The following is a 23,372-nucleotide window of genomic DNA, read 5'->3' as shown; positions in this document are numbered from 1 at the left end:
GATGGAAAGGGGGAAGGGCGATTACTTCAGCTCGTCAACCATAGTGATGGCACGGCCAATATAGTTTGCCGGGGTCATCTCTTTCAGGCGCGCTTTTTCTTCTTCGGGCAGCGCCAGACCATCGATAAACTGTTTCATACCCTCAGCATCAACGCGTTTACCGCGGGTCAGCTCTTTGAGTTTCTCGTACGGTTTTTCAATGCCGTAACGACGCATCACGGTCTGAATCGGCTCCGCCAGCACTTCCCAGTTGTGATCCAGCTCGTCCAGCAGACGGTCGCGGTTAACTTCCAGTTTGCTCACACCTTTCAGGGTGGACTGGTAGGCGATCAGCGCGTAGCCAATACCTACGCCCAGGTTACGCAGCACCGTGGAGTCAGTCAGGTCGCGCTGCCAGCGGGATACCGGCAGCTTGCTCGCCATATGCTGCAACACGGCATTCGCCAGACCCAGGTTACCTTCGGAGTTTTCGAAGTCGATTGGGTTCACTTTGTGCGGCATGGTGGACGAACCGATTTCCCCGGCAATGGTTTTCTGCTTGAAGTGGTTCAGGGCGATGTAACCCCATACGTCACGATCGAAGTCGATCAGGATGGTGTTGAAGCGCGCAATGCAGTCAAACAGCTCGGCGATGTAGTCGTGCGGCTCAATCTGGGTGGTGTACGGGTTCCACTGGATCCCCAGAGAGGTCACAAATTCTTCGCTGAACTGGTGCCAGTCCACTTCCGGGTACGCGGCGATGTGGGCGTTGTAGTTACCCACCGCGCCGTTGATTTTGCCGAGGATCTCAACCTGCTCCAGCTGACGATACTGGCGTTCCATGCGGTACGCCACGTTCGCCATTTCTTTACCCATGGTAGATGGGGTTGCTGGCTGGCCGTGAGTACGGGACAGCAGCGGAATGTCGCGGTATTCCACGGACAGCGCTTTCACCGCATCAATGATTTTACGCCAGTAAGGGAGTACCACCTCTTTCCGCGCGGTAGAGAGCATCAGCGCGTGAGACAGGTTGTTAATATCCTCAGACGTACAGGCGAAGTGAATAAATTCAGATACCGCGTGCAGGGCAGGGACGCATGCCACTTTCTCTTTCAGGAAGTATTCAACTGCTTTCACGTCGTGGTTGGTGGTGCGTTCGATGGTTTTAATGCGCGCGGCATCTTCTTCGCTGAACTCAGCAACGATTTTATCAAGGTAATCGTTTGCCTTTGCGTCAAAAGCAGGAACTTCCTTGATTGCTGTCTGGGCGGCCAGCTTTTGCAGCCAGCGTACTTCAACCTGAACACGGAACTTCAGCAGGCCATATTCGCTGAAGATCCCGCGCAGCGCGCTGACTTTATCGCCGTAGCGTCCATCGACAGGGGATACGGCGGTCAGTGAGGATAATTCCATAATTCGCAACTCCGGGAGGTTAACAATGAGCAAGAATTTGTTTTGCCTGAGTCGTCAGGCGATGACGAGAAAACATTAACTGTAGGCGGCCACCGCCGACCTGTTGCCACAGCACGGCGGCACGGATGCCTGCCAGCAGCGAAGCGCGTACCTTCGCCTGTACCTGTGGGCTTTGCAATACGGCAGGCGAACCGGTGACCTGAATACGCGGGCCGAGCGGGCTAATCACGTCAACATAGATACCGGCCATCGCGCTCAGCAGGGTCTCAGACTGGAGGTCAAAGTGGTCGAGCTGGCGCTGTAGCCCGGCGATGCGATCGCCCAGGGTATTCATTGCGCCTTTTGCCGCGTTCAGCTTACGTTCCAGCACCATCAGGCTTAAGGTGTAGCGGGTCAGTTCCGCATTCAACCCCTGACGGTTGCTGGCGTTGAGCACGCCGAGCAGAGTTTCAAGACCGAGACGAAGATTGGTTTCACTGCCGCCAAAGACGCCCAGCGTGGAGCCTGGGTTGAGGTCGATAACGCTGTTAAGTGAAACGTGCAGGGCGTCAGCGTCGCAATGACCCTGATGCGCCAGCTGTTGCACCAGACGGGCTGACTGGCAAATTCCCGCCAGCGCCAGGGTGATGTCGTAATAGTTCTTCGCCACACGGTCTCCTTTATGTGTGCAAACGGTTTAAACAGCAGGCAGCGGCAGGCGCTGTTCAATGATCCCACCGCCGAGGCAAATTTCGCCGCTGTAGAAAACAGCAGACTGGCCAGGGGTAACGGCGGAAACCGGCTCGTCGAAACGCACGTCAATGCGATCGTCATCCAGTGCGGTTACGGTGCAAGGGATGTCCGTCTGGCGGTAGCGCGTTTTCACTGTGCAGCGCAGCGTGCCTTTCAGCGGCTCGCGATCGACCCAGTGCAGCTGTTGCGCGATCAGTCCAACGGACATCAGGCGCGGGTGGTCGTGACCCTGAGCCACAACCAGAATATTGTTTTCGACGTCTTTGTCGACCACGTACCACGGATCTTCGCTGCCCTCTTTGGTGCCGCCGATACCCAGACCTTTACGCTGGCCGAGAGTGTGGTACATCAGTCCCTGGTGCTGACCAATCTCATCACCGTCAACGGTGACGATTTTGCCCGGCTGTGCAGGCAGGTAGCGCCCCAGGAACTCGCGGAATTTACGCTCGCCGATAAAACAAATACCGGTGGAGTCTTTTTTCTTCGCGGTGATCAGATCCAGATCTTCAGCAATCTTACGCACTTCCGGCTTTTCCAGCTCGCCGACCGGGAACAGACTTTGGGCAATCTGTTCGTGGCTCAGCGTATAGAGGAAGTAGCTCTGATCTTTATTGCCGTCCAGGCCGCGCAGCAGCTGGCTTTTGCCATTCACATCCGCGCGACGCACGTAGTGGCCAGTCGCAATGTAGTCTGCGCCCAGGTCTTCCGCAGCGAATTCCAGGAAGGCTTTAAATTTGATCTCTTTGTTGCACAGGATATCCGGGTTTGGCGTGCGGCCCGCTTTGTACTCTTCGAGGAAGAGTTCAAAAACGTTGTCCCAGTATTCTGCGGCAAAGTTAACGGTGTGCAGTTCGATGCCGAGCTTATCGCACACGGCCTGCGCATCGGCGAGATCCGCAGCGGCAGTGCAGTATTCCTCGCCATCGTCTTCCTCCCAGTTCTTCATGAACAGGCCCTCCACCTTATAGCCCTGTTGCTGCAACAGGTAGGCGGAAACGGAGGAATCGACACCGCCGGACATGCCGACGATTACTTTTTTCTGGCTGTTATCTGACATGGAATACTCACGACATTGAACTTCAAGGCGGCGTATTCTATCACGCCCCCCCACCATTGACACCCTCTGTAAACGGCCAGTTAAATTCTGCAATGACATCCAGCGGCAGGCGCGCCGTAGACTGCCAGCAGCGGATGCTTTCCGCAACCAGTGGCGAGCGCAGGTTTGGCGCGTTCAGGATCTCCTCTGCGGTCACCCACAGGCAGCGATCGATATCGTCGTCGTGCGGTTCAGTGGCGCACGTTTCGTTAAGCTCAACGGCGAATAAAAAGCGCAGGAAAGGTGTCTGGTCAGGCGCTATCCACTGATGCATACGGATAAAGTGCTGCGGTTCGGCGCGGATACCCGTCTCTTCCCAGAGCTCGCGTTTCGCTGCCTGCAATAAGGTTTCATTGGCTTCAAGATGCCCGGCTGGCTGGTTCCACAGCGCTTTGCCGTTAATGGTCTCTTCCACCACCAGGAATTTCCCCTGCGCGTGGACCACGCAGGCGACCGTAACATGAGGTTTAAACATCAGTTCTCCTTAGGGGTAACATCCCGCCATTCCCCGTTTGCCAGCGAGTCCAGCGTATAGCTGCCCATGGCGTAGCGAATGAGTCGCAGGGTAGGGAAGCCCACATGCGCAGTCATGCGCCTGACCTGTCGGTTGCGGCCTTCATAAAGGGTGATTTTAAGCCAGCTGGTAGGAATGGATTTACGCTCACGAATCGGCGGGTTGCGCGGCCACAGCCACTCGGGTTCATTCACACGTTCAATACCAGCCGGCAGGGTGGGACCGTCGTTCAGCGTTACGCCGTTGCGCAGCTTTGCCAGCGACGCGTCGTCCGGCTCGCCTTCAACCTGCACATAGTAAATTTTTCCGGTACGTTTGCCCGGCTGAGTAAGCCTGGCCTGGAGCACGCCGTCATTGGTAAGGACCAGCAGCCCCTCGCTGTCGCGATCCAGGCGTCCCGCTGCGTAGACTCCCTGTACGGGGATAAAGTCCTTCAGCGTGCTGCGCCCGGCCTCGTCGGTAAACTGCGGCAATACATCGTAGGGTTTATTGAACAGTATGACCCGCGTTGGCTGGGGTTCTGGCGTTCTTCTGGTGGCTTGTCGTGAGCTGAATCGCTCAACCCGGTGTTTTCTAAAAGAAGTTTTCGTCATGGTATTTTCAGGCGTTATCAATTGCCGCATTATAGCCTAATAACGAAGACCTTTCATGGCGTCGGACAATCAGGTACTATCGGAAGGCTCATTACAATTTATTAACATAAGATCAGTAACAACCAGAAGCGCTCGAAGGAGAGGTTAATGGAAAGCAAAGTAGTTGTTCCGGCGGAAGGTAAAAAGATCACCCTGCAAAACGGCAAGATTAACGTTCCTCACAACCCGATTATCCCGTTCATTGAAGGCGACGGTATCGGTGTAGACGTTACCCCGGCGATGCTGAAAGTGGTTGATGCCGCTGTTGAGAAAGCCTACAAAGGCGAGCGTAAAATTTCCTGGATGGAAATTTACACCGGTGAAAAATCCACTCAAGTTTATGGCCAGGACGTCTGGCTGCCAGCCGAAACGCTGGACCTGATCCGCGACTATCGCGTTGCTATCAAAGGCCCTCTGACCACGCCAGTTGGCGGCGGCATTCGCTCCCTGAACGTGGCGCTGCGTCAGGAACTGGATCTGTATGTGTGTCTGCGTCCGGTGCGTTACTACCAGGGCACTCCAAGCCCGGTTAAGCACCCGGAACTGACCGACATGGTTATCTTCCGTGAAAACTCTGAAGACATCTACGCGGGTATCGAATGGAAAGCGGACTCTGCTGACGCAGAAAAAGTGATTAAATTCCTGCGCGAAGAGATGGGCGTGAAGAAAATTCGCTTCCCTGAGCATTGCGGCATCGGCATCAAGCCGTGCTCCGAAGAAGGGACCAAGCGTCTGGTGCGTGCCGCCATCGAATACGCTATCACCAACGATCGTGACTCTGTGACCCTGGTGCACAAAGGCAATATCATGAAGTTCACCGAAGGCGCGTTCAAAGACTGGGGCTACCAGCTGGCGACCGAAGAGTTCGGCGGTGAACTGATCGACGGCGGCCCATGGCAGAAAATTAAGAACCCGAACACCGGTAAAGAGATCATCATTAAAGATGTGATTGCCGATGCGTTCCTGCAACAGATCCTGCTGCGTCCTGCTGAGTATGACGTGATCGCCTGTATGAACCTGAATGGTGACTACATCTCCGATGCGCTGGCAGCACAGGTGGGTGGTATCGGTATCGCCCCGGGCGCGAACATCGGTGACGAGTGCGCCCTGTTCGAAGCCACTCACGGTACTGCACCGAAATACGCAGGCCAGGATAAAGTCAACCCAGGCTCTATCATTCTGTCCGCAGAGATGATGCTGCGTCATATGGAATGGTTCGAAGCCGCAGACCTGATCGTTAAGGGTATGGAAGGCGCGATTAACGCGAAAACCGTCACCTATGACTTTGAACGTCTGATGGAAGGCGCTAAACTGCTGAAATGCTCAGAGTTTGGCGACGCGATTATCGCGAACATGTAATCCACTCGCTGGGTTAAATGACAACGGGAGCCTGAGGGTTCCCGTTTTTTATGCACACAAGACGGAAACAACGCTATGACCCATGATATCCCGCTCAAGTATTATGATATCGTCGACGAGTATGCGACTGAAACGGCGAAACCGGTAGAAGAGGCAGAGCGTACGCCGCTGGCACACTATTTCCAGCTGCTGCTCACTCGCTTATACAACAATGAGGAAATCAGTGAAGAGGCGCAGCGGGAGATGGCTGTCCAGGCGGAGATAGACGAATCGCGCATTGACGATATTGCGAACTTCCTGAATCAGTGGGGCAATGAATAACGCATCATCGCGCTGAGTCTGCCAGCAGCCTGGCGAGGTCGTGCCGGGTTAGCGACTTTGAAAAGTACCAGCCTTGTACGAGGGCATCGGGGTATCTCTGCGCGATGAACTGAAATTGTGTTTCGCTTTCAACCCCTTCAAAAACCAGGGTTTTGTTCAGTTTAGCGAGCGCGTCGCTGAAGATCACCAGGATATCCTGTTTATAGTGCTCGCTGATGCCGTCCACTAACGACTTATCTACCTTGATTTCGTCATATTTGAGATTTGTGAGCCTGGCAAGATTAGAGTTTTGCACGCCAAAATCGTCTATTGAAATTTTGACGCCTGCCGATTTAAGCTCCTCACAAAACTCTTCAAGGATGGCCGAGGTGGAAACACCATTCTCGGATAACTCAACTTTGATTAACGATAAAGGAATCGCGTTCTCTGAGCATGCATGACGTAATACCGACAGGAATTTGCCGTCTTCAATTTCCGTCCGGCCAACGTTCAGTGAAATCATTAACTGATGTTCAGCGGCCAGCGCGGCAATTTCCGCCAGGGATTTCTTTATCATGTTCTGATAATAAACGTTATACAGGCCAATTTTTTTAATTAACGGGATAAACAGCTCAGGAGAAACCTCTTTGTGATTGTTATCCTGCCATCTTGATAACACTTCAACCCCAACGATTTTCTTATCAGCAACCCGAATAACAGGCTGAAAATGAACGCTGATGGTATTCGCTTTTACCGCTTTGACCAGCGTTCGTTCCAGAGAACGTCGGTCTTCATAAAGTCGAAGAGAAAACAGCGTCAGGGATACCCAGATAAAGTATAAAAACAAGCACAGAAGCACCATCACTACGTGGGAGAGCGAAGCCAGTCCGGCATCATGGTGTGTGACGGTAACGCACAAATCCCAGCGTGTACTGCACTCTGTCACAGCCAGCGTAAATAACAGAGACTGTAAGCGGCTGAAGTTTTCTGATGGCGGCGTAACGGTGAAAAAGGTGCGGCCGAAATCTTTAGTGGAAGAACGAAGCGAATAGTTGGCGGTAACGGGGGCAAATTTATCGTAGGCTGAACGGGAGGTGAAAATAATAAGGTGGTTATAGATTGTCGCATTGCCGATAAAGAAATCTTTCTGCGAAAACTGCGCCAGACTGAATCCGTTCTGGGTTTTATGCAGCTCAGGGGGAAGGGCGATGGGATTTGCCAGCTTGCCCCAAAACGCGGTGCAGGTGATTTTCCCCTTTTCAATAAACCCCACATCGGCGAAATAGAGACTACGCATCTTTAATTTTCGGTAGACGTTCAGACTGGCGCTATCGCATCCCTGCACGGTGGTATTTTTAAGCGTACTGGCGATATTTTGTGTTAACTCTTCGGAATAGCTTAAGAGCGTGTGGGAGATCTCCTTCTGCCGGTTCTTTTGCTGCTCAACGATAATGGCGTTAACCGCATACAGCGACAGGACGACCATTAGGGTTGAGATGATAGCAACGGCAATGGCCTTCTTCATTTTCCTGCTGTCCCGCCACGTCCTGAGGTGCAGGGATCTTATCACAGGTCATAAAAGCTACAAGTATGAGAGTTGAGCCGGCACGGAATCGGAAGGAAATCCACCCTGCCAGGCTCCTTTCAACTCAGAACCACTCAAACCGTGTTGAGAGCAGTAACAGTAGCGTACTGGCAGAAACAAGATTAAGGCAGATGACGAACTTGCTCGATACGTTCATGTTATCAACGCTTTTTGGTTATTCAGAAGCCACAGAGAATAGCGTTTCACCTCCACAGAAAAAACGCCAGATTTTGGTGGGTTGAGGCAAAAAAAAGCCCACCAAAAAGTGGGCAAGAAATACTGGAAGCAATGTGAGCAATGTCGTACTGAATACCTGAGTTATTTGCTCAACTATTCAGTAATGAGAAAGATAATCTTTCTCAGTAGAAGATGCAACCCCAGGATGTGTGTGGATCGACATTTTTTACTGCTCATATTTTACTCAAACGAGCCGTGTGATTCTTATCACAAATTTCCTTTCTCAGATCCTGTGCTATCCTTTTCTGTGTCGTTGATTTAATGACAAAAACCATACAGAGAGGAAAGCTATGGGAATTTTATCCTGGATTATCTTTGGGCTGATTGCGGGGATCCTGGCGAAGTGGATTATGCCGGGCAAAGATGGCGGCGGTTTCATCGTCACGATCATTCTGGGGATTGTGGGTGCAGTCGTCGGCGGCTGGATCAGTACCCTGTTCGGCTTTGGCAGAGTTGATGGCTTCAACTTCGGCAGCTTTGTCGTCGCGGTGATTGGCGCGCTGGTTGTTCTGTTTATCTACAGAAAAATCAAAAGCTAAATCTGACCTGTGTTAAAAAAGGCTGCCTGACGGCGGCCTTTTTACTTTGGGCGTTACCACCAGCCTAACTGCGTACCGGCGACGGCCACGATGGCGACAATCAGCATGATGATGGTCGTTTTTCTCATTTATGCCCCCGGCGCGGCGTAACCGCCAAGGAAAAACCAGCCTAAAAACACCACCGCTGTGATAAAAATAACCACCGGAAAGAGGATCCCTATTCTCATGCCATCACCTGTTTGAGTTTGTATAAGGCCGTAGAGTGTACGGTTTTAATCTAACGCGACAAAGCCTGTTTTGCTTTTTCCTTTTTTATCCTGATACATCGCGAGGTCCGCGGTGCGCAGGGCGCTATCTTCATCCGTGCTGTGAGGATCAACAATAACGACGCCAAGGCTTGCACCGGGATAAAGAATGGTGGCATTGCCTAACCCGTATTCGCCCGCAATAAGACCATTGAGGCGGGTTTTGATTGCGTTGATCTCTGTACTGGCGTCGCCATCAACGCTGTGACTCAGGCTGGCAACCAGAAATTCATCGCCGCCGAGCCGGCCAATAATCTCATCCTGCGTTTGCTCGTGAGTCAGTCGCTTGCCGACCTGTACGAGAAAGCGATCGCCCGCCTCATGCCCGTACTGGTCATTGATTCGCTTGAAATCATCGAGGTCAATAAAGGCAATCATGACGTTGCGGCTAAGATGGCGCGCCAGTGAGAACAGGGTGGTAAGGTTTTCAAAAATGGCGCGACGATTCGGCAGGCCGGTAAGGGCGTCGGTGTAAGAGTGGGCAATGAGCGCCGCATTTGCTTCACGAAGCTGAAGCACAAGCGACTCTTTCTGAATGTACTGACCAATTAACCCTGCAAAGAGCCTGATCACCTGCTCGCCACGCTCGCTGAACTGTTTCTGTGCGGTGCTGGCAGCGCAAAGCGTGCCGTACAGAGAACCGTCAGCCAGGTGAACCGGCACGCTCATATAGGTTGTAATACCCAGTGCTTTTGCCGCTTCACACTCCGGCCAGCGGTCAGGCACCTCGTTACTGAACAAAGTGTCGCTATCCATGGCGCGCTTACAGAGCGTTTCGTCCCAGGGCACGCTGAACCCTTCCGGGATTTGCATTTGCTTGCTGTTACGGGCATATAAAATGTGCTGCAAACGCGCGTTAATATCGATTTTGGTCAGGTAGGTTGATTCCATATCCGTCACAATTTCCAGCATTTCCAGTAGCTGACGCACCAGACTGTCGAGAGATTGCTCAGTGGAGAGGGTTTCTGAAACACGGGCAAGAATGATATCTGACATGAGGCAGGTTGACTCCCATGCAGAAGACCTCTGTATCTGCATGTTATGCTGAAAATTTAGACTCCGGTCATAGTAAAACATGAACAGGATTAATTTTATAGATTCTTCTGAAAGCGGATGAGGGAGAGGCTAAAAAAAGCCCCGATATTGAGATCGGGGCAAAACATCTTGATTACGGAATGATGTTCTCTGGTCAGTGTGAGAACAGGTATCACTATAAGAGGGAATCGTGCAGGTTTAATGGAGAAATCATGGAGAAAACGGCGATGACCCGTTACTCTGACGTTTTTACACCCTGAAGGATCATGATAATGAAATATCTTCTCCTGGCGCTGGTTGTACCGCTGGCCGCCTGCTCAACAAAGACCACCCCTCCTGATGCGCCTCAACCGCCGCACGCTATTGGTATGGCAAACCCGGCGTCAGTGTACTGTCTGGAGAAAGGGGGAGAGCAAATCCCTGTTCAAAGCCCGCAGGGTGTACGTACCGAGTGCAAATTACCAGGCGGGGAAGTGATCGATGAATGGGATCTCTACCGCCGCGATCACCCGCAACCAACCAGATGACAAGGGCAATAAAACTGCGATACACTTCTCTTTAGGATTATTCTTAGCCAGTTTCTGGCAGTACGTTTGCGAGAAGAAGTATGTTTCAGTTAAAACCGGGCAGCATGGCGATGATCGTGGGTGCGCGTACGGCGGCAGGCCGTCGAAATATCGGTAAATCCGTGGAGCTGTTTGGCCTTTGTCAGCCGGGCCAGCGTTTTGTAAACCCGGTTAACGGCGTCATGACGCAATTACCTGATACTTCAGCACGTGCGCTGTGGCTGGTCACCGGTGATGTTTACGCCTTTGATAACCAGCACGGTTTTGCGTTTGTTCGCCCGGAACATTTGATGCCGCTTACTCCCGACGAGATGCCACACAACGTGGATGAGCTGGCGATCGGTTAATCACAGTTTACGTAGCCAGTCCGCCAGTACCCGCGCGTGATTCTGCTCCCTGTTTTTCGCCCCGTAGAGTAGCGTCACGGTCTGCTGTCGGGCGAGGGCCGCCAGGCGTTTGCCTTCATCCTGATGCTGCGCCAGCTCTTTACGATAGGCTTCACTGAACGCAGTGAAATCTATCGTTTCACTGTGAAAAGCTTTTCGCAGTTCGCTGGACGGCGTTAGCGATTTACACCACTCATCACAGGCGAGGTCGGTCTTTTTTATTCCTCGCGGCCAGAGTCTGTCTACCAGCACCCGGTAACCATCGTCTGACGTTGCCTGTTCATATACGCGCTTACATTGAATCATCCGTTTTCCTCCTGCCGTGCGACGTTCGGCAAGAACACTATAGCACCCGGCTTTTATCCACCCAATTTAAGGTATTGTGATAATTGCAAAAGATCGGTAGTCTGAGGCTCCTTATGTTATCTGAAAATCCTCCGGCATAAGGAATCTCTCATGGAACTCTCCCCGGTTAAAACGACGCTGCGCATTGCGCTGGTTGGTGATTTCAATCCTGATGTTATTGCGCACCAGGCGATCCCGCTGGCGATTGACGACGCCGCTGCGGTTCTGGATCTCACCGCTGATTATGACTGGCTCGCCACGCCTGAGCTGACCAGCCCCGAAGACCTCGTCGGGTATGATGCCATCTGGCTGGTACCGGCAAGCCCGTATAAAAACACCGAGGCGGCGTTTATTGCGGCGCGTTACGCGCGTGAGAATAGCATCCCCTTTCTCGGCACCTGCGGCGGGTTCCAGCATGCGCTGATTGAGTATGCGCGTAATGTACTGGGCTGGCACGATGCAGGCCATGCCGAAACCGATACCGAGGGAAGGATGGTGATTGCGCCGCTGACCTGCTCGCTGGTAGAAAAAACCGACGCGATAGAGTTGCGGAATAACACGCTGATTGCCAAAGCGTATGGCAAGCCGGAAATTCAGGAGGGGTATCACTGCAATTACGGTGTCTCGTCTGAGTTTGCCAGCCAGCTTGAGCGGGGCGACATGCGCGTAACGGGCTGGGACGAGCAGGGCGAGATCCGCGCGGCAGAGCTGATAACCCATCCTTTCTTTGTCATCACCCTGTTCCAGCATGAGCGGGCTGCGCTTCAAGGGCGACCTGTCGTGCTGGTACAGGCCATGCTGCGGGCGGCGCAGGGATAAAAAAAGCAGACCGTCAGGTCTGCCTTGAATGTCAGCGGGGTGTGATCTCCCGGTCACGCCCGGCCAGCATGCCGCACAGGGCCATCACTACCGCAGCCAGCGCACAGGCCAGCAGCGGAATGCGCCAGTCTCCGGCGGTATCGTGAATTTTCCCCATCAGCGGTGGGCCACAGGCCGCCAGAAGATAGCCAATCGACTGTGCCATGCCGGAGAGCGCCGCGGCCTGATGTGCCGAGCTGGCGCGCAGTCCGATAAACGTCAGGCCGAGGATCATGGTGGCGCCGGATCCAAAGCCAAACACCAGCGTCCAGACGACGGCCAGCCCCGGCGCGAACCAGAACCCGGCCGCACTGACAGCGCACATCAGAGCGACAAGCCCGGCTATGCCACGCTGATCGTTAAGACGGTGCAGGATCAGCGGAATGGCGAGACCGGGAACAGCGGTTGCCAGCTGGAGAAGCCCGTGCATGGAGCCAGCCTGCGTTTCGCTGTAGCCGTGGCTAAGCAAAATCGCGGGTAACCAGCCGATAATGACATAGTAAATCAGCGAGTTAATGCCCATAAAAAGCGTCACCTGCCAGGCGAGTGCCGAGCGCCAGATAGCCCGGTTGTGCAACGCGCCCGCGCCGGTCAGGGTGGCGGCCGGCCTCTGGCGCCATTGCGGTAACCACAGCAGCAGCGCCACCAGCGGGAAGAACATCAGCATCAACAGCGCTCCGTGCCAGCCACCACTCCCCAGCGACAGCGGGACGATCAGCGCCGACCCTGCGGCAGCGGCGGCCCCCATCGTCAGCGAATACGCCCCCGTGAGTTTTGCGACCTGGCCCGGAAAATCACGTTTGATTAAGCCAGGTAACAGGACATTGCCCAGCGCAATCCCACAGCCCACGATCGCCGTACCGATAAACAGCAGCGCGGCCGACGGCAGCGAACGTACGCCAATCCCGATGCAAATCAGCAGCAGAGCGATAAAAAGGCTGCGCTCCATGCCTAGGCGCCGGGCGACGCCTGCGGCAAGGGGAGAGATAAAGGCGAAGGCAAGCAGGGGCAGCGTTGTGAGCAGGCCGGTTTGCGCCGTGCTTAAGCCATAGTCCTGTCGGATGGTGTCGAGCAGGGGGGCGACACCGGTAAATGTGACGCGCAGCGTCGTGGCGATCATCAGGATGCCTGCAACCAGCAGTGCACCCTGTTTCCCGGAAGGTTGAATAGCAGTAGTCATTATTGTCTCTTACGTTCAGGCGAGCGCATACCATACCGATTTAAGTTGTGGTTGAAATCAGGCTAAAATGACAGTTTATCGCTAATATCGGACAACTTTATGTACGGACTGGGGCTCGACGGCTACGATCCCGATAGCCAGCACGACGCGGCGGTGGCCTTTCGCATCCGCGTGGTGGCACAGGAACAATTTATTCCGCTGCATCAGCACCGCAAAGGGCAGCTGATTATGGCGCTGGGTGGAGCGATCACCTGTGAAGTGGAGAGCGCGATGCTGATGGTGCCGCCCCAGTATGCGGTGTGGATCCCAGGACAAACGCCGCACAGCAACAAGGCGACGCCCGGCGCGCAGCTCTGCCTGCTGTTTATTGAACCCGGTGCGCTCGAATTGCCGACGCGTACCTGTACGCTGAAAATATCGCCCCTGGTGCGGGAGCTGGTGCTGGCGCTTGCGGACAGGTCACGGGAAGAGTTGCCTCTTCCCGCTACGGGAAGGCTGGTAGACGTCCTGTTTGATGAACTGCCCCTGCAACCGCAGGAGCATCTACAGCTGCCGGTATCTCCGCATCCAAAAATTCGCCTGATGAGTGAGACCATGGCAAACGAACCTGCCGCCTGGCAGACGCTGGCGCAGTGGGCAAGCCACTTTGCCATGAGCGAACGCAATCTGGCGCGGCTGGTGGTGAAAGAGACCGGCTTAAGCTTTCGCCGCTGGCGGCACCAGCTCCAGCTGATTGTCGCATTGCAGTTTTTGATCGGCGGGAAGTCGGTCCAGCAGGCGGCGCAGGCGCTGGGGTATGACTCCACCACCGCCTTCATCACCATGTTTAAGAAAGGGCTGGGACAGACGCCGGCCCGCTATATCGCCAGCCTGACTACGACTTCCCGATAAACAGCGAAACCAGACCGGCAGCAATCAGCGGGCCAACCGGCACGCCACGAAACAGCGCCACGCCTAACACGGTGCCCACCAGCAGCCCGGCCACCAGCGAAGGCTGGCTGCTCATCAGCGTCACGCCGCGACCGCCAAGCCACGAGACAAAAACGCCCACCGCAATCGCCACCAGCGATTTCCAGTTTACAAAGGAGTGCAGCAGCGTTGAGGCCGGTAGCGTTCCGCTGGCAATCGGGGCCATCACGCCGATGGTCAAAATAATGATCCCGATGGTAAGCCCCTGTTTTTCTATCCACGGGAAGAAGGTGTTCAACGGTGTGACGCGAACGATGATCAGGACCAGAATGGAAATCGCGACGGTGGTGTTGTGGCTGACAAAACCCAGTGCAGCCAGGGCCAGAAGTATGAGCAGTGTAGGGTCGAACATGACGGGATCCTTGCCAAAAATAGTAAGCCTGCTTACTTTACGCGCAAACGCGTCGGCAGGCAGGCTTTACTGAAAAAATTGTCTATCTTTGGGCACTTGCCTGACGTCAGTCCACCAGTTGCTGGATAAGCGGACTCCCTTCGCGGATAAACACCGGGATGGTTTCCAGCGCCGCAGGCACCCGGATATGCTCCCCACCGGCGTAGCGCTCACCGTTGAGAGCGACCCAGCTATTGCCCGTCGGCAGCCAGACATCGCGCTCACGCTGGCCGGCCTGCATAACCGGTGCCACCAGAAGATCTTCGCCAAACAGATACTGATCTTCACACGCCCAGCTCTGCTTGTCCTGCGGATAGTGCCAGAATAGCGGACGCATGAGCGGGTCTCCGTGCAGATGAGCCTGCTGGTACAACGCGTCAATATACGGGCGCAGGGTTTCGCGCACGGTAAGCCAGCGCTGCATGATGGCGTAATTCTCTTCTCCGTAACTCCACAGCTCATTAGGCGAACCGCTGTTACACTGAGGAATGCCGTCACGGTAGCGCTCCGGAGGCTGGATCTGCGGTTCGCGATAGCCGTGCATGCGTAGAACCGGTGTAAACACCGCCCACTGGAACCAACGGATCAGTAATTCGTGGAACGCCGGGTCGTTAACGTTCCCTCCCTGGAAGCCGCCGATATCGGTCGTCCACCATGGGATCCCCGCCAGCCCCATATTCAGTCCCGCGGCGAGTTGATTGCGAAAAGCATGGAATGAGGAGTGGACATCACCCGACCACGCCAGCACGCCGAATCGCTGGCTGCCTGCCCAGGCGCAGCGTACAAGGTTAACAATGTCGGTTTCACCGTTTGCCTGGAGCCCATCGTAAAAGCCCTGCGCAAAATCACGCGGGTAGCGATTGCCCACTTCCAGTACCGGACCGGCGTGGTAGCGATAGTTGTCAAAATCATAGGCGCGGTATTCCGGTTCCGCTTCGTCCAGCCAGAACAGCTTAATGCCCATGTCGTAGTAATTTTTCTTCACCGTATCCCAGACGAATTTCCGCGCCTCAGGATGGGTCGCATCAAAGAAGGTGGTATTGCCCATAAAGTCGAGGTTGACCTGCACGCCACGTTCACTGCTGACCAGCCAGCCTTTGGCTTTCATCAGCGGATAGAGAGGGCTGCGCGCCTCTACCGTTGGCCACACCGACACCATCAGCGCAATACCCATTTCGCGCAGCTCGTCGACCATCCCTTCAGGGTCGGGCCAGTCTACGGGGTCGAAGCACCAGGTGCCCTGATTCGGCCAGTGGAAAAAGTCGATGACCATTACCGACAGCGGCAGATTACGGCGGCGATACTCCCGCGCAACCTCAAGCACCTCCTGCTGGGTACGGTAGCGTAATTTGCACTGCCACAGCCCGCTGATAAACGCCGGGGCGGCGGGCGGAGTTCCGGTGGCTTTTACATACTGGCGGGTGATATCCGCCACCGTGTCAGCGGCGGTGATCCAGTAGTCCATTTCTCCCGTCACGCGGGCGCGCCATTCCGTCTGATTTTTTGCAAAGCTGGCTTCACCAATCGCCGGATTGTTCCACAGCAGGCCATAGCCAAGGCTGGACTGCATAAAGGGCACGCTGGCCTGGGAGTTGCGCTGCGCCAGTTCCAGCGTACAGCCTTTCAGATCCAGCCACGGCTGTTGATACTGACCCATGCCATAGATGCGTTCATCCGGACGCGATTCAAACCGGACGGTGAGCTGATATTTTCCCCCCATTAGCGGCTTAAATTCACGGCCATCCAGCTTCAGGGCGCTGACATATTTATCCTGACTCTTCTCGCTGGCACCGATACCCACCGTTGAACGCTGGCGCCACATCTCTTCCAGCAGCAGTTCGCCGCGCTGATTGTAGAAGGCCAGCTGACCTTTAAGGTTCAGCGTCGCGGTAATATTGCCGTTGCGCAGCGTCAGGCTTTCCGCTTCGGCGATAATCTCAGCCTGGCAAGGGGCGGCGGGCAACAGTGCCTGTAAGGCGTCCTCAAAAGCCGGGGAGCAGGTGGCCCTGACGCGCAGGCTGTTTTCTCCCCACGGTTCAATACGCAGGATCTGGCGTTCAAAACGCCATTCGATGCTGTTGGAATGTTGAATCAGCTCACTCATGGATAACGTGTCCTTCTAAACAGGGTGTTTGGCGAGATGGATGGATTGCATTGTGCTGTCGTCGAGCTTATACCAGCGCAGCGTGGCAAACGCGCAGAGTGACAAGACGCCAGGCACGACGGTGAAGAGGGCGATGATGCAGTACATGGCCGTGTTGGTCTGCTCCGGGGCATTGGCAACATAACCGCTTAAGCCCAGCGTCCAGCCAACAATCGCGCCGCTGATCGCCATCCCCAACTTGAGTACGGCGAGGAAAGTGGAGAAGATCACGCCGTCCATGCGTTTGCCCTGTTTCCATTCGCCGTAATCGGCGACGTCCGCCATCATTACCCACATCAGCGTGGTGGTGGCCTGGTAAAGGGTGGAGACGATAAACGTCATGGGCACCAGAATAAGCACCGACTTAGGCGCAAAGAACAGAGCGATGCTGAGTACCCCCGCCAGTACGGAACAGTATCCAAACATCTGCACTTTGCTGACGTTCTGCGTCAGACGTTTGGCCAGCGCGCTGCCTGCGGCTTTCCCGAGAATATGCGCCCCGAGCATCCACATAAAATAGCTTGCGCTACCGAGATAATAAGTGACGAAATACATCATTGCGCCAAGGCGAATAACGCCAAAACCAATGTTGGTTAATACCAGGACGGCGACAATCCGCCATTGGTCGTTTCGTAATAAATCCCGCAGTTCCGCAAGATAATTATTGTGGGTAGCGGGAGCCTTAATACGTTCACGCGTATTGGCGAAGCAGATCCAGAACATGACGACCGCGACGGTCGCCATAATGGCCATTGCCCAGCGGTAGCCCAGTAATTTATCGTCGCCACCTAAAAACTCTGCCAGCGGCATCATAAAGAATGTCGACAGCGCGCCACCCAAAGTGGCAAGGAAAAAGCGATAAGACTGGAGGGAAATTCGCGCATCGTTGTCGGGCGTAATCACCGCGCCCATGGAGCAATAGGGAATATTGATTGCGGTATACATCAGCATCATCAGGGTATAACTGACGGTAGCGAAAATCATTTTACCGTGCAGATCGAGGGACGCCGGCACGGCGTAGGTCAGCAGACAACTTGCGCCAAAGGGCAGCGCCAGCCACAGCATCCAGGGACGGAATTTGCCCCAGCGCGTGCGCGTCCTGTCAGCGATATAGCCCATCGCCGGGTCTATTATGGCATCGGCGGTTCTCGCCAGAAGAAACATGGTGCCCACGAATGCGGCAGGTAGCCCCACCACGTCCGTATAGTAAAACGTCAGAAAAATAATGACGTTATCCAGCCCAATATGGCTCGCCATATCGCCTAACCCATAACTGATCTTTTCTTTACGGGTAATTATCTCGGTCATTGTATTCACCTTGCCAGTGTAAGGTTTATTTTTGAGGTGCTCCGTAAACAGGGTTAACCAGGATGAAAAGGTTAACAATTGCGAGATCTGGCATCGGGGTTACGTAAATTTCTTTTCGTGATACCGGTAACAAATAAAGTATTTAAACAGTGACTTTATACGGAGAAGGATAGTTAACAGCGAATCGTTTCAGCGAAAAAAATCGTCTTTTCGCGGACGCGTCATTGTCATTTAGCTGTCATTGTGGGGGAGTAAAAAAGAGGTAAATGGGCAAAGCAGAGGGCATCATGAACGATCCTATGTTTGTCGAAACGCTAATTATTTCCTCATCATTTTTTATCATCGCGATTATTTTGATTGCTTCCGTGCTGCTGCTGGAAAACGGCTGACCGTTAGCCAGCCGCTGTATTTATTGTTTACGGAACGTCACCAGTTCAGGACGGGCGATACGCAGATAGTCCTGGGTATCCATTATCACCGATTTTTCCAGCAGGCCGGCGTTAAAGGCGATTTCATCGAAGCGCTCAAACAGCAGCGGATCGGCGACCAGCGTCAGATCCGGATGAAAGCTGAAGGGGGGAATGGCGCCGAAAACGCAGCCGGTAAGCGCATCCACTTCTGCCGGACTGGCGAGAGAGGCCTTTAGCCCACCGAAATGGCTGGCCAGCAGGCTCAGATCGGCCTGCCGATCGGCGGCAAGGATTGCCAGAATATGTTTCTTAACGCCGTTGCCTTTTACCTTGCAGACCAGTGCTTTTGCACCCTGCCGGAGATCGGTCCCGCGAATTTCACTGACCGCTTCGCATTTCCCAACGGCCTCATGCGCCACCACGCGAAAGCGCGCCTCCTGCTCGGTTAATAAGCTGATTAGGCGCTGATGGGTCGTCGTCCCGGTCACGTCATCAGACATAACGATTTCACCTGTGATTTGCCAATACGTAGCTTGCTACATTAGCACGGGACGGAGAGGGCTGAAAGAAAACAGCCAGCGGGAGCGCTGGCTGTTGGGTCATGCGTTGCTGGTGGATGACTGTTTCTGGAACAGTTCCCGGAAGACCGGATAGATGTCATCCTGGTCACGAATGTGCTGCATCGCAAAGTTATCAAACATCGCTTGCAGATGCTCATACTCACGCCATAGCGTCTGGTGGGCGCGACGGGTAATTTCAATGTAGCTGTAGTAACGCACCACCGGCAGGATCTTCTTCGCCAGAATTTCATGACACAGCGGCGAGTCATCCGCCCAGTTATCGCCATCCGATGCCTGCGCGGCGTAGATGTTCCACTGCGCCGGATCGTAGCGCTCCTTCACTACCTCATCCATCAGCTTCAGGGCGCTCGACACGATGGTGCCACCGGTCTCCTGCGAGTAGAAGAACTCATGTTCATCCACCTCTTTCGCCTGAGTGTGATGGCGGATGTAGACCACCTCCACGTTCTTATACGTTCTGCTCAGGAACAGATAGAGCAGAATATAAAAACGCTTAGCCATATCCTTGGTGGCCTGATCCATTGAACCTGACACGTCCATCAGGCAGAACATCACCGCCTGGCTGGAAGGCTCAGGGCGTTTTTCGTAGTTCTTGTAGCGCAGGTCGAACGTGTCGATAAACGGCACCCGGTCGATCTTCGCCCGCAGTTCGGCAATCTCTTTTCGCAGGCGCTCCTCTTCCAGCAGTTGCGCCGGTTCCGTGTTTTCCACTACTTTCAGGCTGGTTTCCAGCTCGCGCAGTTCGCGCCGTTTGCCTGCCGTCATCGCCGTGCGTCGCGCCAGCGAGTTTTGCAGTGAACGCACCACGCTGATGTTGGCGGGCACCCCATTTGCGGTATAGCCCGCACGATGGGTTTTGTATTCGTTGAGCTGACGGTGCTGATTCTTTCTCAGATTCGGCAGGGCCAGATCCTCAAACAGCAGATCGAGATATTCGTCTTTTGAAATCTGGAAGACAAACTCATCCTGGCCTTCTCCGTCCTGGCTGGCTTGCCCCTGACCGCTGCCAGAACCGCCGCCTCCGCCCTGGGGTCGCTCGATTCTGTCATTCTGGACGAAGTGGTCATTACCTGGGTGTACACGATGGCGAAGGCCGCCACGCCCCTGATGAAACATCGGTTCGCTGATGTCATCGTTGGGGATGGAGACGGATTCGCCGCTGTCGACGTCGGTCACCGAGCGTTTGTTGATGGCCTCGGAGATCGACTGTTTAATTTGCGCTTTATAACGGCGCAAGAAGCGCTGGCGATTCACCGTGCTCTTGTTTTTGCCGTTAAGACGCCGGTCAATAAACCAGGTCATATATCCCCCGTACTGCATTTGCCAACTTGCAGCGTCCGTAAGTGCCGGACATTTTGTTGGCCCGGTAAGCGCGTTACCGGGCACTTGTTTTAAGACGATTTACGCACGCGCAGATACCATTCACAAAGCAGGCGGACCTGTTTGCGCGTATAGCCTTTTTCCATCATACGGTCGACAAAATCGTCGTGCTTTTTCTGCTCGTCGGTTGAGGTTTTGGCGTTGAACGAGATAACCGGCAACAGCTCTTCCGTGTTAGAGAACATTTTCTTCTCTATAACGGTGCGCAGTTTTTCGTAGCTGGTCCAGTTCGGATTGCGGCCGTTGTTATGCGCTCTGGCGCGCAGCACGAAGTTCACAATCTCGTTTCGGAAGTCTTTCGGGTTGCTGATCCCGGCTGGTTTCTCGATTTTTTCAAGTTCCGCGTTCAGGGATTCACGGTCAAACAGCTGGCCGGTATCCGGGTCGCGATACTCCTGATCCTGGATCCAGAAGTCAGCGTAAGTGACGTACCGGTCGAAGATGTTCTGGCCGTATTCGGAATAGGATTCCAGATAGGCGGTCTGGATCTCTTTGCCAATGAACTCGGCGTATTTCGGGATCAGGTAGCCTTTCAGGAACTCCAGGTAGCGTTCAGCCTGCTCCTGTGGGAACTGTTCACGTTCAATTTGCTGTTCCAGCACGTAGAACAGATGTACCGGGTTGGCGGCCACCTCCGTGTGGTCGAAGTTAAAGACGCGGGAGAGGATCTTAAACGCGAAACGCGTCGACAGACCGTTCATCCCTTCGTCGACCCCGGCGTAATCGCGGTATTCCTGGTACGATTTCGCTTTCGGGTCGGTATCCTTCAGGCTTTCGCCGTCATACACGCGCATTTTTGAGTAGATGCTGGAGTTTTCCGGCTCTTTCAGGCGCGACAGGATCGAGAAGCGCGACAGCGTTTCCAGCGTTCCCGGTGCGCAAGGGGCATGGACCAGCTCACTGTGGTTGAGCAATTTTTCGTAAATCTTGATCTCCTCGGAGATCCGCAGGCAATAAGGCACTTTGACGATGTACACACGGTCAAGGAACGCCTCATTGTTTTTGTTGTTACGGAAGGTCACCCATTCAGATTCGTTAGAGTGGGCAAGGATAATCCCGTTAAACGGCAGGGCGGAAATACCTTCCGTCCCGTTGTAGTTCCCCTCCTGGGTGGCGGTCAGCAGCGGATGCAGCACTTTGATCGGTGCTTTAAACATCTCGACGAATTCCATAATCCCCTGGTTGGCACGGCACAGCGCACCGGAATAGCCGTAGGCATCCGGGTCGTTTTGCGCGTGATGCTCCAGCTTACGGATATCGACTTTACCCACCAGCGCCGAGATATCCTGGTTGTTCTCGTCACCGGGTTCTGTTTTGGCAATGGCGATCTGCTCGAGGATAGACGGCCACACTTTCACGACGCGGAATTTGGTAATGTCCCCGCCAAACTCGTGCAGACGTTTTGCCGCCCACGGCGACATGATCGTACCGAGATAGCGATGCGGAATGCCAAACTCTTTTTCCAGAATTTGCGCATCCTCTTGCGGATTAAACAGGCACAGCGGATGGTCATTGACCGGGCTGCGCTCGCCGTTGGCGCTCAGCACATAGATCGGCACGCGCTGCATCAGCGCTTTCAGCCGTTCAGCCAGGGAGGATTTACCCCCACCGACAGGACCCAGCAGGTAAAGGATCTGCTTCTTCTCTTCCAGCCCCTGAGCGGCATGCTTCAGGTAGGAGACGATCTGCTCAATGGCATCTTCCATGCCATAGAACTCTTCAAACGCCGGGTATCGGGCGACCACCCGATTCGAAAAGAGACGGGAAAGCCGTGGCTCCAGGGCAGTATCAACCATGTTTGGCTCACCAATAGCCATCAATAGCCGTTCTGCCGCATTGGCATAGGCACTGCGATCTTGCCGACAAATGGTAAGAAACTCCTGCAGTGTGAACTCTTCGTCCTTGGCAGCTTCGTAGCGCTGGCGATAGTGATCGAATATATTCATGGCATGCCGTCCTTTCGTTTTTTAGCACAGGATAAGAGCCGTTCGTATGAGTAGTGGAGGCTCCCGGAAGAGAATTTTTCGCACCTCACTGCCAGAGCAGCAACCTGTGTGCCAGGTCGAAGGCTATGAACCGCAGGGTGTTCAGCAAAACCTCTTCTTAAATTAAAGCGTAGATGGCAATTGCAAAACTTGCATACGGATAAAATCTACTTTCAATGACATATCAATAACTCATCCAAAAATTTCCACTGCGGTTATAAGCGAAAAGCGGGTTTTTCATTTATCGGTCACATAAATGAAAGCGGGATGTCATCTGAAAAATGAAAAATAACGGGTTAATCAAACGGATTAGTGCGCAAAAAATTTTGGGATGTACGGGAATGGCGGTTACACTTCACCCGCTGATTATTTGACTACAGGAAAGAATGGATTGTGACCAAACTCAAACTTCTGGCATTGGGCATCCTTGCCGCTACCGCAGCGAGCACCGTACAGGCTGAGAGCCAGTGGACTGTTGGCGCGGGTGCTGGCGTGATTAACAGCCCGTACAAGCAGTATGACCGCGACGTTTATCCTGTCCCCGTTGTCACCTATGAAGGCGATAACTTCTGGTTCCGTGGGTTGGGCGGCGGCTACTATCTGTGGAACGATACGGCCGATAAGCTCTCCATCATGGCCTATTACGACCCAACGCACTTTAAACCAGGCGACAGCGACAGCAATGCGCTTCGTCAACTGGACAAACGCAGAAGCTCACTGATGGCGGGGCTTTCTTACGTCCATAATACCGAGTATGGCTTCCTGCGCACTGCGCTGGCGGGCGATACCCTGGACAACAGCAACGGCTTCATCTGGGATCTGGCGTGGCTTTACCGCTATACCAACGGCGCAGTGACGCTGACGCCGGGTATCGGTGTGCAGTACAGCAGCGAAAATTACAACGACTACTACTATGGCGTGTCTAAAGCGGAGTCTCGCCGCAGTGGTTTGAATAGCTACAGCGCGGATGATGGCTGGGACCCGTACCTGGAACTCACCGCATCGTATAACTTCCTCGGTGACTGGAATGTGTACGGTACTGGCCGTTACATTCGTCTGAGTGATGAAGTGAAAGACAGCCCGATGGTCGACAAGTCCTGGTCTGGCATCTTCTCCGTGGGTGTGACCTACAAGTTCTGACCAG

Annotated in this window: 27 protein-coding genes; 9 read left to right on the top strand and 18 right to left on the bottom strand. The window is 54.1% G+C overall.

Annotation, left to right across the window (positions count from 1 at the left end; all coding sequences use genetic code 11):
• Positions 1–21 precede the first annotated feature (21 nt).
• Genes purB through rluE form a run of 5 tightly spaced genes read right to left on the bottom strand, consistent with a single transcriptional unit; the run spans position 22 to position 4,357 of the window.
• The gene (gene purB, locus ACOTX4_RS10720; RefSeq protein WP_022650802.1) at positions 22–1,392 is read right to left on the bottom strand and encodes an adenylosuccinate lyase; all 1,371 of its coding nucleotides are present in this window, start codon (positions 1,390–1,392) and stop codon (positions 22–24) included.
• Between the two features lie 19 nt (positions 1,393–1,411).
• The gene (hflD, locus tag ACOTX4_RS10715) at positions 1,412–2,041 is read right to left on the bottom strand and encodes a high frequency lysogenization protein HflD (protein ID WP_006809213.1); all 630 of its coding nucleotides are present in this window, start codon (positions 2,039–2,041) and stop codon (positions 1,412–1,414) included.
• Between the two features lie 27 nt (positions 2,042–2,068).
• On the bottom strand, positions 2,069–3,181 hold the full coding sequence (gene mnmA / locus ACOTX4_RS10710; RefSeq protein ID WP_032103856.1) for a tRNA 2-thiouridine(34) synthase MnmA: 1,113 nt from the start codon (positions 3,179–3,181) through the stop codon (positions 2,069–2,071).
• Between the two features lie 40 nt (positions 3,182–3,221).
• Positions 3,222–3,695: an NUDIX hydrolase gene (locus ACOTX4_RS10705; protein ID WP_022650804.1), complete on the bottom strand. Its 474-nt coding sequence runs from the start codon at positions 3,693–3,695 to the stop codon at positions 3,222–3,224.
• On the bottom strand, positions 3,695–4,357 hold the full coding sequence (gene rluE, locus ACOTX4_RS10700) for a 23S rRNA pseudouridine(2457) synthase RluE (protein ID WP_022650805.1): 663 nt from the start codon (positions 4,355–4,357) through the stop codon (positions 3,695–3,697). Before rluE ends, ACOTX4_RS10705 begins: the two co-directional genes overlap by 1 nt.
• Before the next feature lie 117 nt (positions 4,358–4,474).
• Between rluE and icd the strand changes: the two genes are divergently transcribed.
• A complete protein-coding gene (gene icd / locus ACOTX4_RS10695; RefSeq protein WP_003857898.1) occupies positions 4,475–5,725 on the top strand; it encodes an NADP-dependent isocitrate dehydrogenase in 1,251 nt (416 codons plus the stop codon).
• 75 nt (positions 5,726–5,800) lie between these two features.
• Positions 5,801–6,046, top strand: coding sequence for a YmjA family protein (locus ACOTX4_RS10690; protein WP_023315853.1), 246 nt, complete (start codon positions 5,801–5,803; stop codon positions 6,044–6,046).
• Between the two features lie 4 nt (positions 6,047–6,050).
• Here the strand turns inward: ACOTX4_RS10690 and ACOTX4_RS10685 are convergent, their stop codons facing one another.
• Both ACOTX4_RS10685 and yncL read right to left on the bottom strand, forming a co-directional pair.
• The gene (locus ACOTX4_RS10685; protein ID WP_063937810.1) at positions 6,051–7,550 is read right to left on the bottom strand and encodes an EAL domain-containing protein; all 1,500 of its coding nucleotides are present in this window, start codon (positions 7,548–7,550) and stop codon (positions 6,051–6,053) included.
• Positions 7,551–7,674: 124 nt separating this feature from the next.
• Positions 7,675–7,767, bottom strand: a complete 93-nt coding sequence (yncL, locus tag ACOTX4_RS10680) for a stress response membrane protein YncL (RefSeq protein ID WP_071524166.1) — start codon at positions 7,765–7,767, stop codon at positions 7,675–7,677.
• Between the two features lie 370 nt (positions 7,768–8,137).
• Between yncL and ACOTX4_RS10675 the strand changes: the two genes are divergently transcribed.
• The gene (locus ACOTX4_RS10675) at positions 8,138–8,386 is read left to right on the top strand and encodes a GlsB/YeaQ/YmgE family stress response membrane protein (protein WP_003857896.1); all 249 of its coding nucleotides are present in this window, start codon (positions 8,138–8,140) and stop codon (positions 8,384–8,386) included.
• Positions 8,387–8,439: 53 nt separating this feature from the next.
• Here ACOTX4_RS10675 and yoaJ read toward each other — a convergent pair whose 3' ends face one another.
• From yoaJ to ACOTX4_RS10660, 3 genes are read right to left on the bottom strand one after another with little or no spacing between them, the layout of a single operon-like run.
• Positions 8,440–8,514 carry a protein YoaJ gene (gene yoaJ, locus ACOTX4_RS10670; RefSeq protein WP_015570794.1) on the bottom strand — a complete coding sequence of 25 codons (75 nt, stop codon included), beginning with the start codon at positions 8,512–8,514 and terminating at the stop codon, positions 8,440–8,442.
• Entirely contained in the window at positions 8,515–8,613 is a 99-nt protein-coding gene (locus ACOTX4_RS10665; RefSeq protein WP_015570793.1) for a YoaK family small membrane protein, read from the bottom strand. It lies immediately after the preceding gene.
• Between the two features lie 45 nt (positions 8,614–8,658).
• The gene (locus ACOTX4_RS10660; protein ID WP_022650808.1) at positions 8,659–9,687 is read right to left on the bottom strand and encodes a sensor domain-containing diguanylate cyclase; all 1,029 of its coding nucleotides are present in this window, start codon (positions 9,685–9,687) and stop codon (positions 8,659–8,661) included.
• Between the two features lie 311 nt (positions 9,688–9,998).
• Here ACOTX4_RS10660 and ACOTX4_RS10655 point away from each other — a divergent pair, with 311 nt between their 5' ends.
• Both ACOTX4_RS10655 and ACOTX4_RS10650 read left to right on the top strand, forming a co-directional pair.
• Positions 9,999–10,253: a DUF333 domain-containing protein gene (locus ACOTX4_RS10655; RefSeq protein WP_022650809.1), complete on the top strand. Its 255-nt coding sequence runs from the start codon at positions 9,999–10,001 to the stop codon at positions 10,251–10,253.
• An 80-nt stretch (positions 10,254–10,333) separates the two neighbouring features.
• Positions 10,334–10,639 (top strand): hypothetical protein, encoded by a 306-nt coding sequence (locus ACOTX4_RS10650; RefSeq protein WP_022650810.1) that lies wholly within the window; start codon positions 10,334–10,336, stop codon positions 10,637–10,639.
• On the opposite strand, the gene ACOTX4_RS10645 is transcribed toward ACOTX4_RS10650, so the two are convergent.
• Positions 10,640–10,984 (bottom strand): DUF488 domain-containing protein, encoded by a 345-nt coding sequence (locus ACOTX4_RS10645; protein ID WP_003857886.1) that lies wholly within the window; start codon positions 10,982–10,984, stop codon positions 10,640–10,642.
• 150 nt (positions 10,985–11,134) lie between these two features.
• On the opposite strand from ACOTX4_RS10645, the gene ACOTX4_RS10640 reads away from it, so the two are divergent.
• Positions 11,135–11,842 carry a CTP synthase C-terminal region-related (seleno)protein gene (locus ACOTX4_RS10640; RefSeq protein ID WP_022650811.1) on the top strand — a complete coding sequence of 236 codons (708 nt, stop codon included), beginning with the start codon at positions 11,135–11,137 and terminating at the stop codon, positions 11,840–11,842.
• A gap of 31 nt (positions 11,843–11,873) precedes the next feature.
• Here ACOTX4_RS10640 and ACOTX4_RS10635 read toward each other — a convergent pair whose 3' ends face one another.
• Entirely contained in the window at positions 11,874–13,061 is a 1,188-nt protein-coding gene (locus tag ACOTX4_RS10635; protein ID WP_023324471.1) for a CynX/NimT family MFS transporter, read from the bottom strand.
• Between the two features lie 99 nt (positions 13,062–13,160).
• Here ACOTX4_RS10635 and ACOTX4_RS10630 point away from each other — a divergent pair, with 99 nt between their 5' ends.
• A complete protein-coding gene (locus tag ACOTX4_RS10630; protein ID WP_022650813.1) occupies positions 13,161–13,952 on the top strand; it encodes an AraC family transcriptional regulator in 792 nt (263 codons plus the stop codon).
• On the opposite strand, the gene ACOTX4_RS10625 is transcribed toward ACOTX4_RS10630, so the two are convergent.
• From ACOTX4_RS10625 to ACOTX4_RS10615, 3 genes are all read right to left on the bottom strand, one after another.
• Positions 13,936–14,382: a DUF441 domain-containing protein gene (locus tag ACOTX4_RS10625; protein ID WP_003857881.1), complete on the bottom strand. Its 447-nt coding sequence runs from the start codon at positions 14,380–14,382 to the stop codon at positions 13,936–13,938. The two genes, ACOTX4_RS10630 and ACOTX4_RS10625, sit on opposite strands and share 17 nt — an antisense overlap.
• Positions 14,383–14,488: 106 nt before the next feature.
• The gene (locus tag ACOTX4_RS10620) at positions 14,489–16,525 is read right to left on the bottom strand and encodes a TIM-barrel domain-containing protein (RefSeq protein WP_045330562.1); all 2,037 of its coding nucleotides are present in this window, start codon (positions 16,523–16,525) and stop codon (positions 14,489–14,491) included.
• Positions 16,526–16,540: 15 nt separating this feature from the next.
• Positions 16,541–17,872 carry a glycoside-pentoside-hexuronide (GPH):cation symporter gene (locus ACOTX4_RS10615; protein WP_044596273.1) on the bottom strand — a complete coding sequence of 444 codons (1,332 nt, stop codon included), beginning with the start codon at positions 17,870–17,872 and terminating at the stop codon, positions 16,541–16,543.
• A 287-nt stretch (positions 17,873–18,159) separates the two neighbouring features.
• Here ACOTX4_RS10615 and yoaI point away from each other — a divergent pair, with 287 nt between their 5' ends.
• The gene (gene yoaI / locus ACOTX4_RS10610; protein ID WP_017384693.1) at positions 18,160–18,261 is read left to right on the top strand and encodes a small membrane protein YoaI; all 102 of its coding nucleotides are present in this window, start codon (positions 18,160–18,162) and stop codon (positions 18,259–18,261) included.
• A gap of 20 nt (positions 18,262–18,281) precedes the next feature.
• Here yoaI and ACOTX4_RS10605 read toward each other — a convergent pair whose 3' ends face one another.
• The 3 genes from ACOTX4_RS10605 to yeaG all read right to left on the bottom strand — a co-directional run bounded on the left by ACOTX4_RS10605 (position 18,282) and on the right by yeaG (position 22,189).
• Positions 18,282–18,782: a YbaK/prolyl-tRNA synthetase associated domain-containing protein gene (locus ACOTX4_RS10605; protein WP_022650816.1), complete on the bottom strand. Its 501-nt coding sequence runs from the start codon at positions 18,780–18,782 to the stop codon at positions 18,282–18,284.
• Between the two features lie 99 nt (positions 18,783–18,881).
• The gene (locus tag ACOTX4_RS10600) at positions 18,882–20,165 is read right to left on the bottom strand and encodes a YeaH/YhbH family protein (protein WP_017384692.1); all 1,284 of its coding nucleotides are present in this window, start codon (positions 20,163–20,165) and stop codon (positions 18,882–18,884) included.
• An 89-nt stretch (positions 20,166–20,254) separates the two neighbouring features.
• Complete coding sequence (gene yeaG, locus ACOTX4_RS10595) at positions 20,255–22,189, bottom strand: protein kinase YeaG (protein ID WP_045330564.1); 1,935 nt, start codon at positions 22,187–22,189, stop codon at positions 20,255–20,257.
• 432 nt (positions 22,190–22,621) lie between these two features.
• Between yeaG and ACOTX4_RS10590 the strand changes: the two genes are divergently transcribed.
• Positions 22,622–23,368 carry a MipA/OmpV family protein gene (locus ACOTX4_RS10590; protein ID WP_022650867.1) on the top strand — a complete coding sequence of 249 codons (747 nt, stop codon included), beginning with the start codon at positions 22,622–22,624 and terminating at the stop codon, positions 23,366–23,368.
• The last annotated feature ends 4 nt before the right edge of the window (positions 23,369–23,372 follow it).

This window comes from Enterobacter cloacae complex sp. IR5459, from assembly GCF_049238005.1.
GTDB classification, from domain to species: Bacteria; Pseudomonadota; Gammaproteobacteria; order Enterobacterales; family Enterobacteriaceae; genus Enterobacter; species Enterobacter hormaechei_C.
The sequence above is the reverse complement of the archived record's forward strand: the minus strand, read 5'-3'. Positions and strand labels throughout refer to the sequence as shown.

Coding starts and splice junctions, on each gene's coding strand:
- purB (WP_022650802.1), bottom strand. CDS start 1,392: ATGGAATTATCCTCACTGACCGCCGTATCCCCTGTCGATGGACGCTAC.
- mnmA (WP_032103856.1), bottom strand. CDS start 3,181: ATGTCAGATAACAGCCAGAAAAAAGTAATCGTCGGCATGTCCGGCGGT.
- ACOTX4_RS10705 (WP_022650804.1), bottom strand. CDS start 3,695: ATGTTTAAACCTCATGTTACGGTCGCCTGCGTGGTCCACGCGCAGGGG.
- rluE (WP_022650805.1), bottom strand. CDS start 4,357: ATGCGGCAATTGATAACGCCTGAAAATACCATGACGAAAACTTCTTTT.
- icd (WP_003857898.1), top strand. CDS start 4,475: ATGGAAAGCAAAGTAGTTGTTCCGGCGGAAGGTAAAAAGATCACCCTG.
- ACOTX4_RS10690 (WP_023315853.1), top strand. CDS start 5,801: ATGACCCATGATATCCCGCTCAAGTATTATGATATCGTCGACGAGTAT.
- ACOTX4_RS10685 (WP_063937810.1), bottom strand. CDS start 7,550: ATGAAGAAGGCCATTGCCGTTGCTATCATCTCAACCCTAATGGTCGTC.
- yncL (WP_071524166.1), bottom strand. CDS start 7,767: ATGAACGTATCGAGCAAGTTCGTCATCTGCCTTAATCTTGTTTCTGCC.
- ACOTX4_RS10675 (WP_003857896.1), top strand. CDS start 8,138: ATGGGAATTTTATCCTGGATTATCTTTGGGCTGATTGCGGGGATCCTG.
- ACOTX4_RS10665 (WP_015570793.1), bottom strand. CDS start 8,613: ATGAGAATAGGGATCCTCTTTCCGGTGGTTATTTTTATCACAGCGGTG.
- ACOTX4_RS10660 (WP_022650808.1), bottom strand. CDS start 9,687: ATGTCAGATATCATTCTTGCCCGTGTTTCAGAAACCCTCTCCACTGAG.
- ACOTX4_RS10655 (WP_022650809.1), top strand. CDS start 9,999: ATGAAATATCTTCTCCTGGCGCTGGTTGTACCGCTGGCCGCCTGCTCA.
- ACOTX4_RS10650 (WP_022650810.1), top strand. CDS start 10,334: ATGTTTCAGTTAAAACCGGGCAGCATGGCGATGATCGTGGGTGCGCGT.
- ACOTX4_RS10645 (WP_003857886.1), bottom strand. CDS start 10,984: ATGATTCAATGTAAGCGCGTATATGAACAGGCAACGTCAGACGATGGT.
- ACOTX4_RS10640 (WP_022650811.1), top strand. CDS start 11,135: ATGGAACTCTCCCCGGTTAAAACGACGCTGCGCATTGCGCTGGTTGGT.
- ACOTX4_RS10635 (WP_023324471.1), bottom strand. CDS start 13,061: ATGACTACTGCTATTCAACCTTCCGGGAAACAGGGTGCACTGCTGGTT.
- ACOTX4_RS10630 (WP_022650813.1), top strand. CDS start 13,161: ATGTACGGACTGGGGCTCGACGGCTACGATCCCGATAGCCAGCACGAC.
- ACOTX4_RS10625 (WP_003857881.1), bottom strand. CDS start 14,382: ATGTTCGACCCTACACTGCTCATACTTCTGGCCCTGGCTGCACTGGGT.
- ACOTX4_RS10620 (WP_045330562.1), bottom strand. CDS start 16,525: ATGAGTGAGCTGATTCAACATTCCAACAGCATCGAATGGCGTTTTGAA.
- ACOTX4_RS10615 (WP_044596273.1), bottom strand. CDS start 17,872: ATGACCGAGATAATTACCCGTAAAGAAAAGATCAGTTATGGGTTAGGC.
- yoaI (WP_017384693.1), top strand. CDS start 18,160: ATGAACGATCCTATGTTTGTCGAAACGCTAATTATTTCCTCATCATTT.
- ACOTX4_RS10605 (WP_022650816.1), bottom strand. CDS start 18,782: ATGTCTGATGACGTGACCGGGACGACGACCCATCAGCGCCTAATCAGC.
- ACOTX4_RS10600 (WP_017384692.1), bottom strand. CDS start 20,165: ATGACCTGGTTTATTGACCGGCGTCTTAACGGCAAAAACAAGAGCACG.
- yeaG (WP_045330564.1), bottom strand. CDS start 22,189: ATGAATATATTCGATCACTATCGCCAGCGCTACGAAGCTGCCAAGGAC.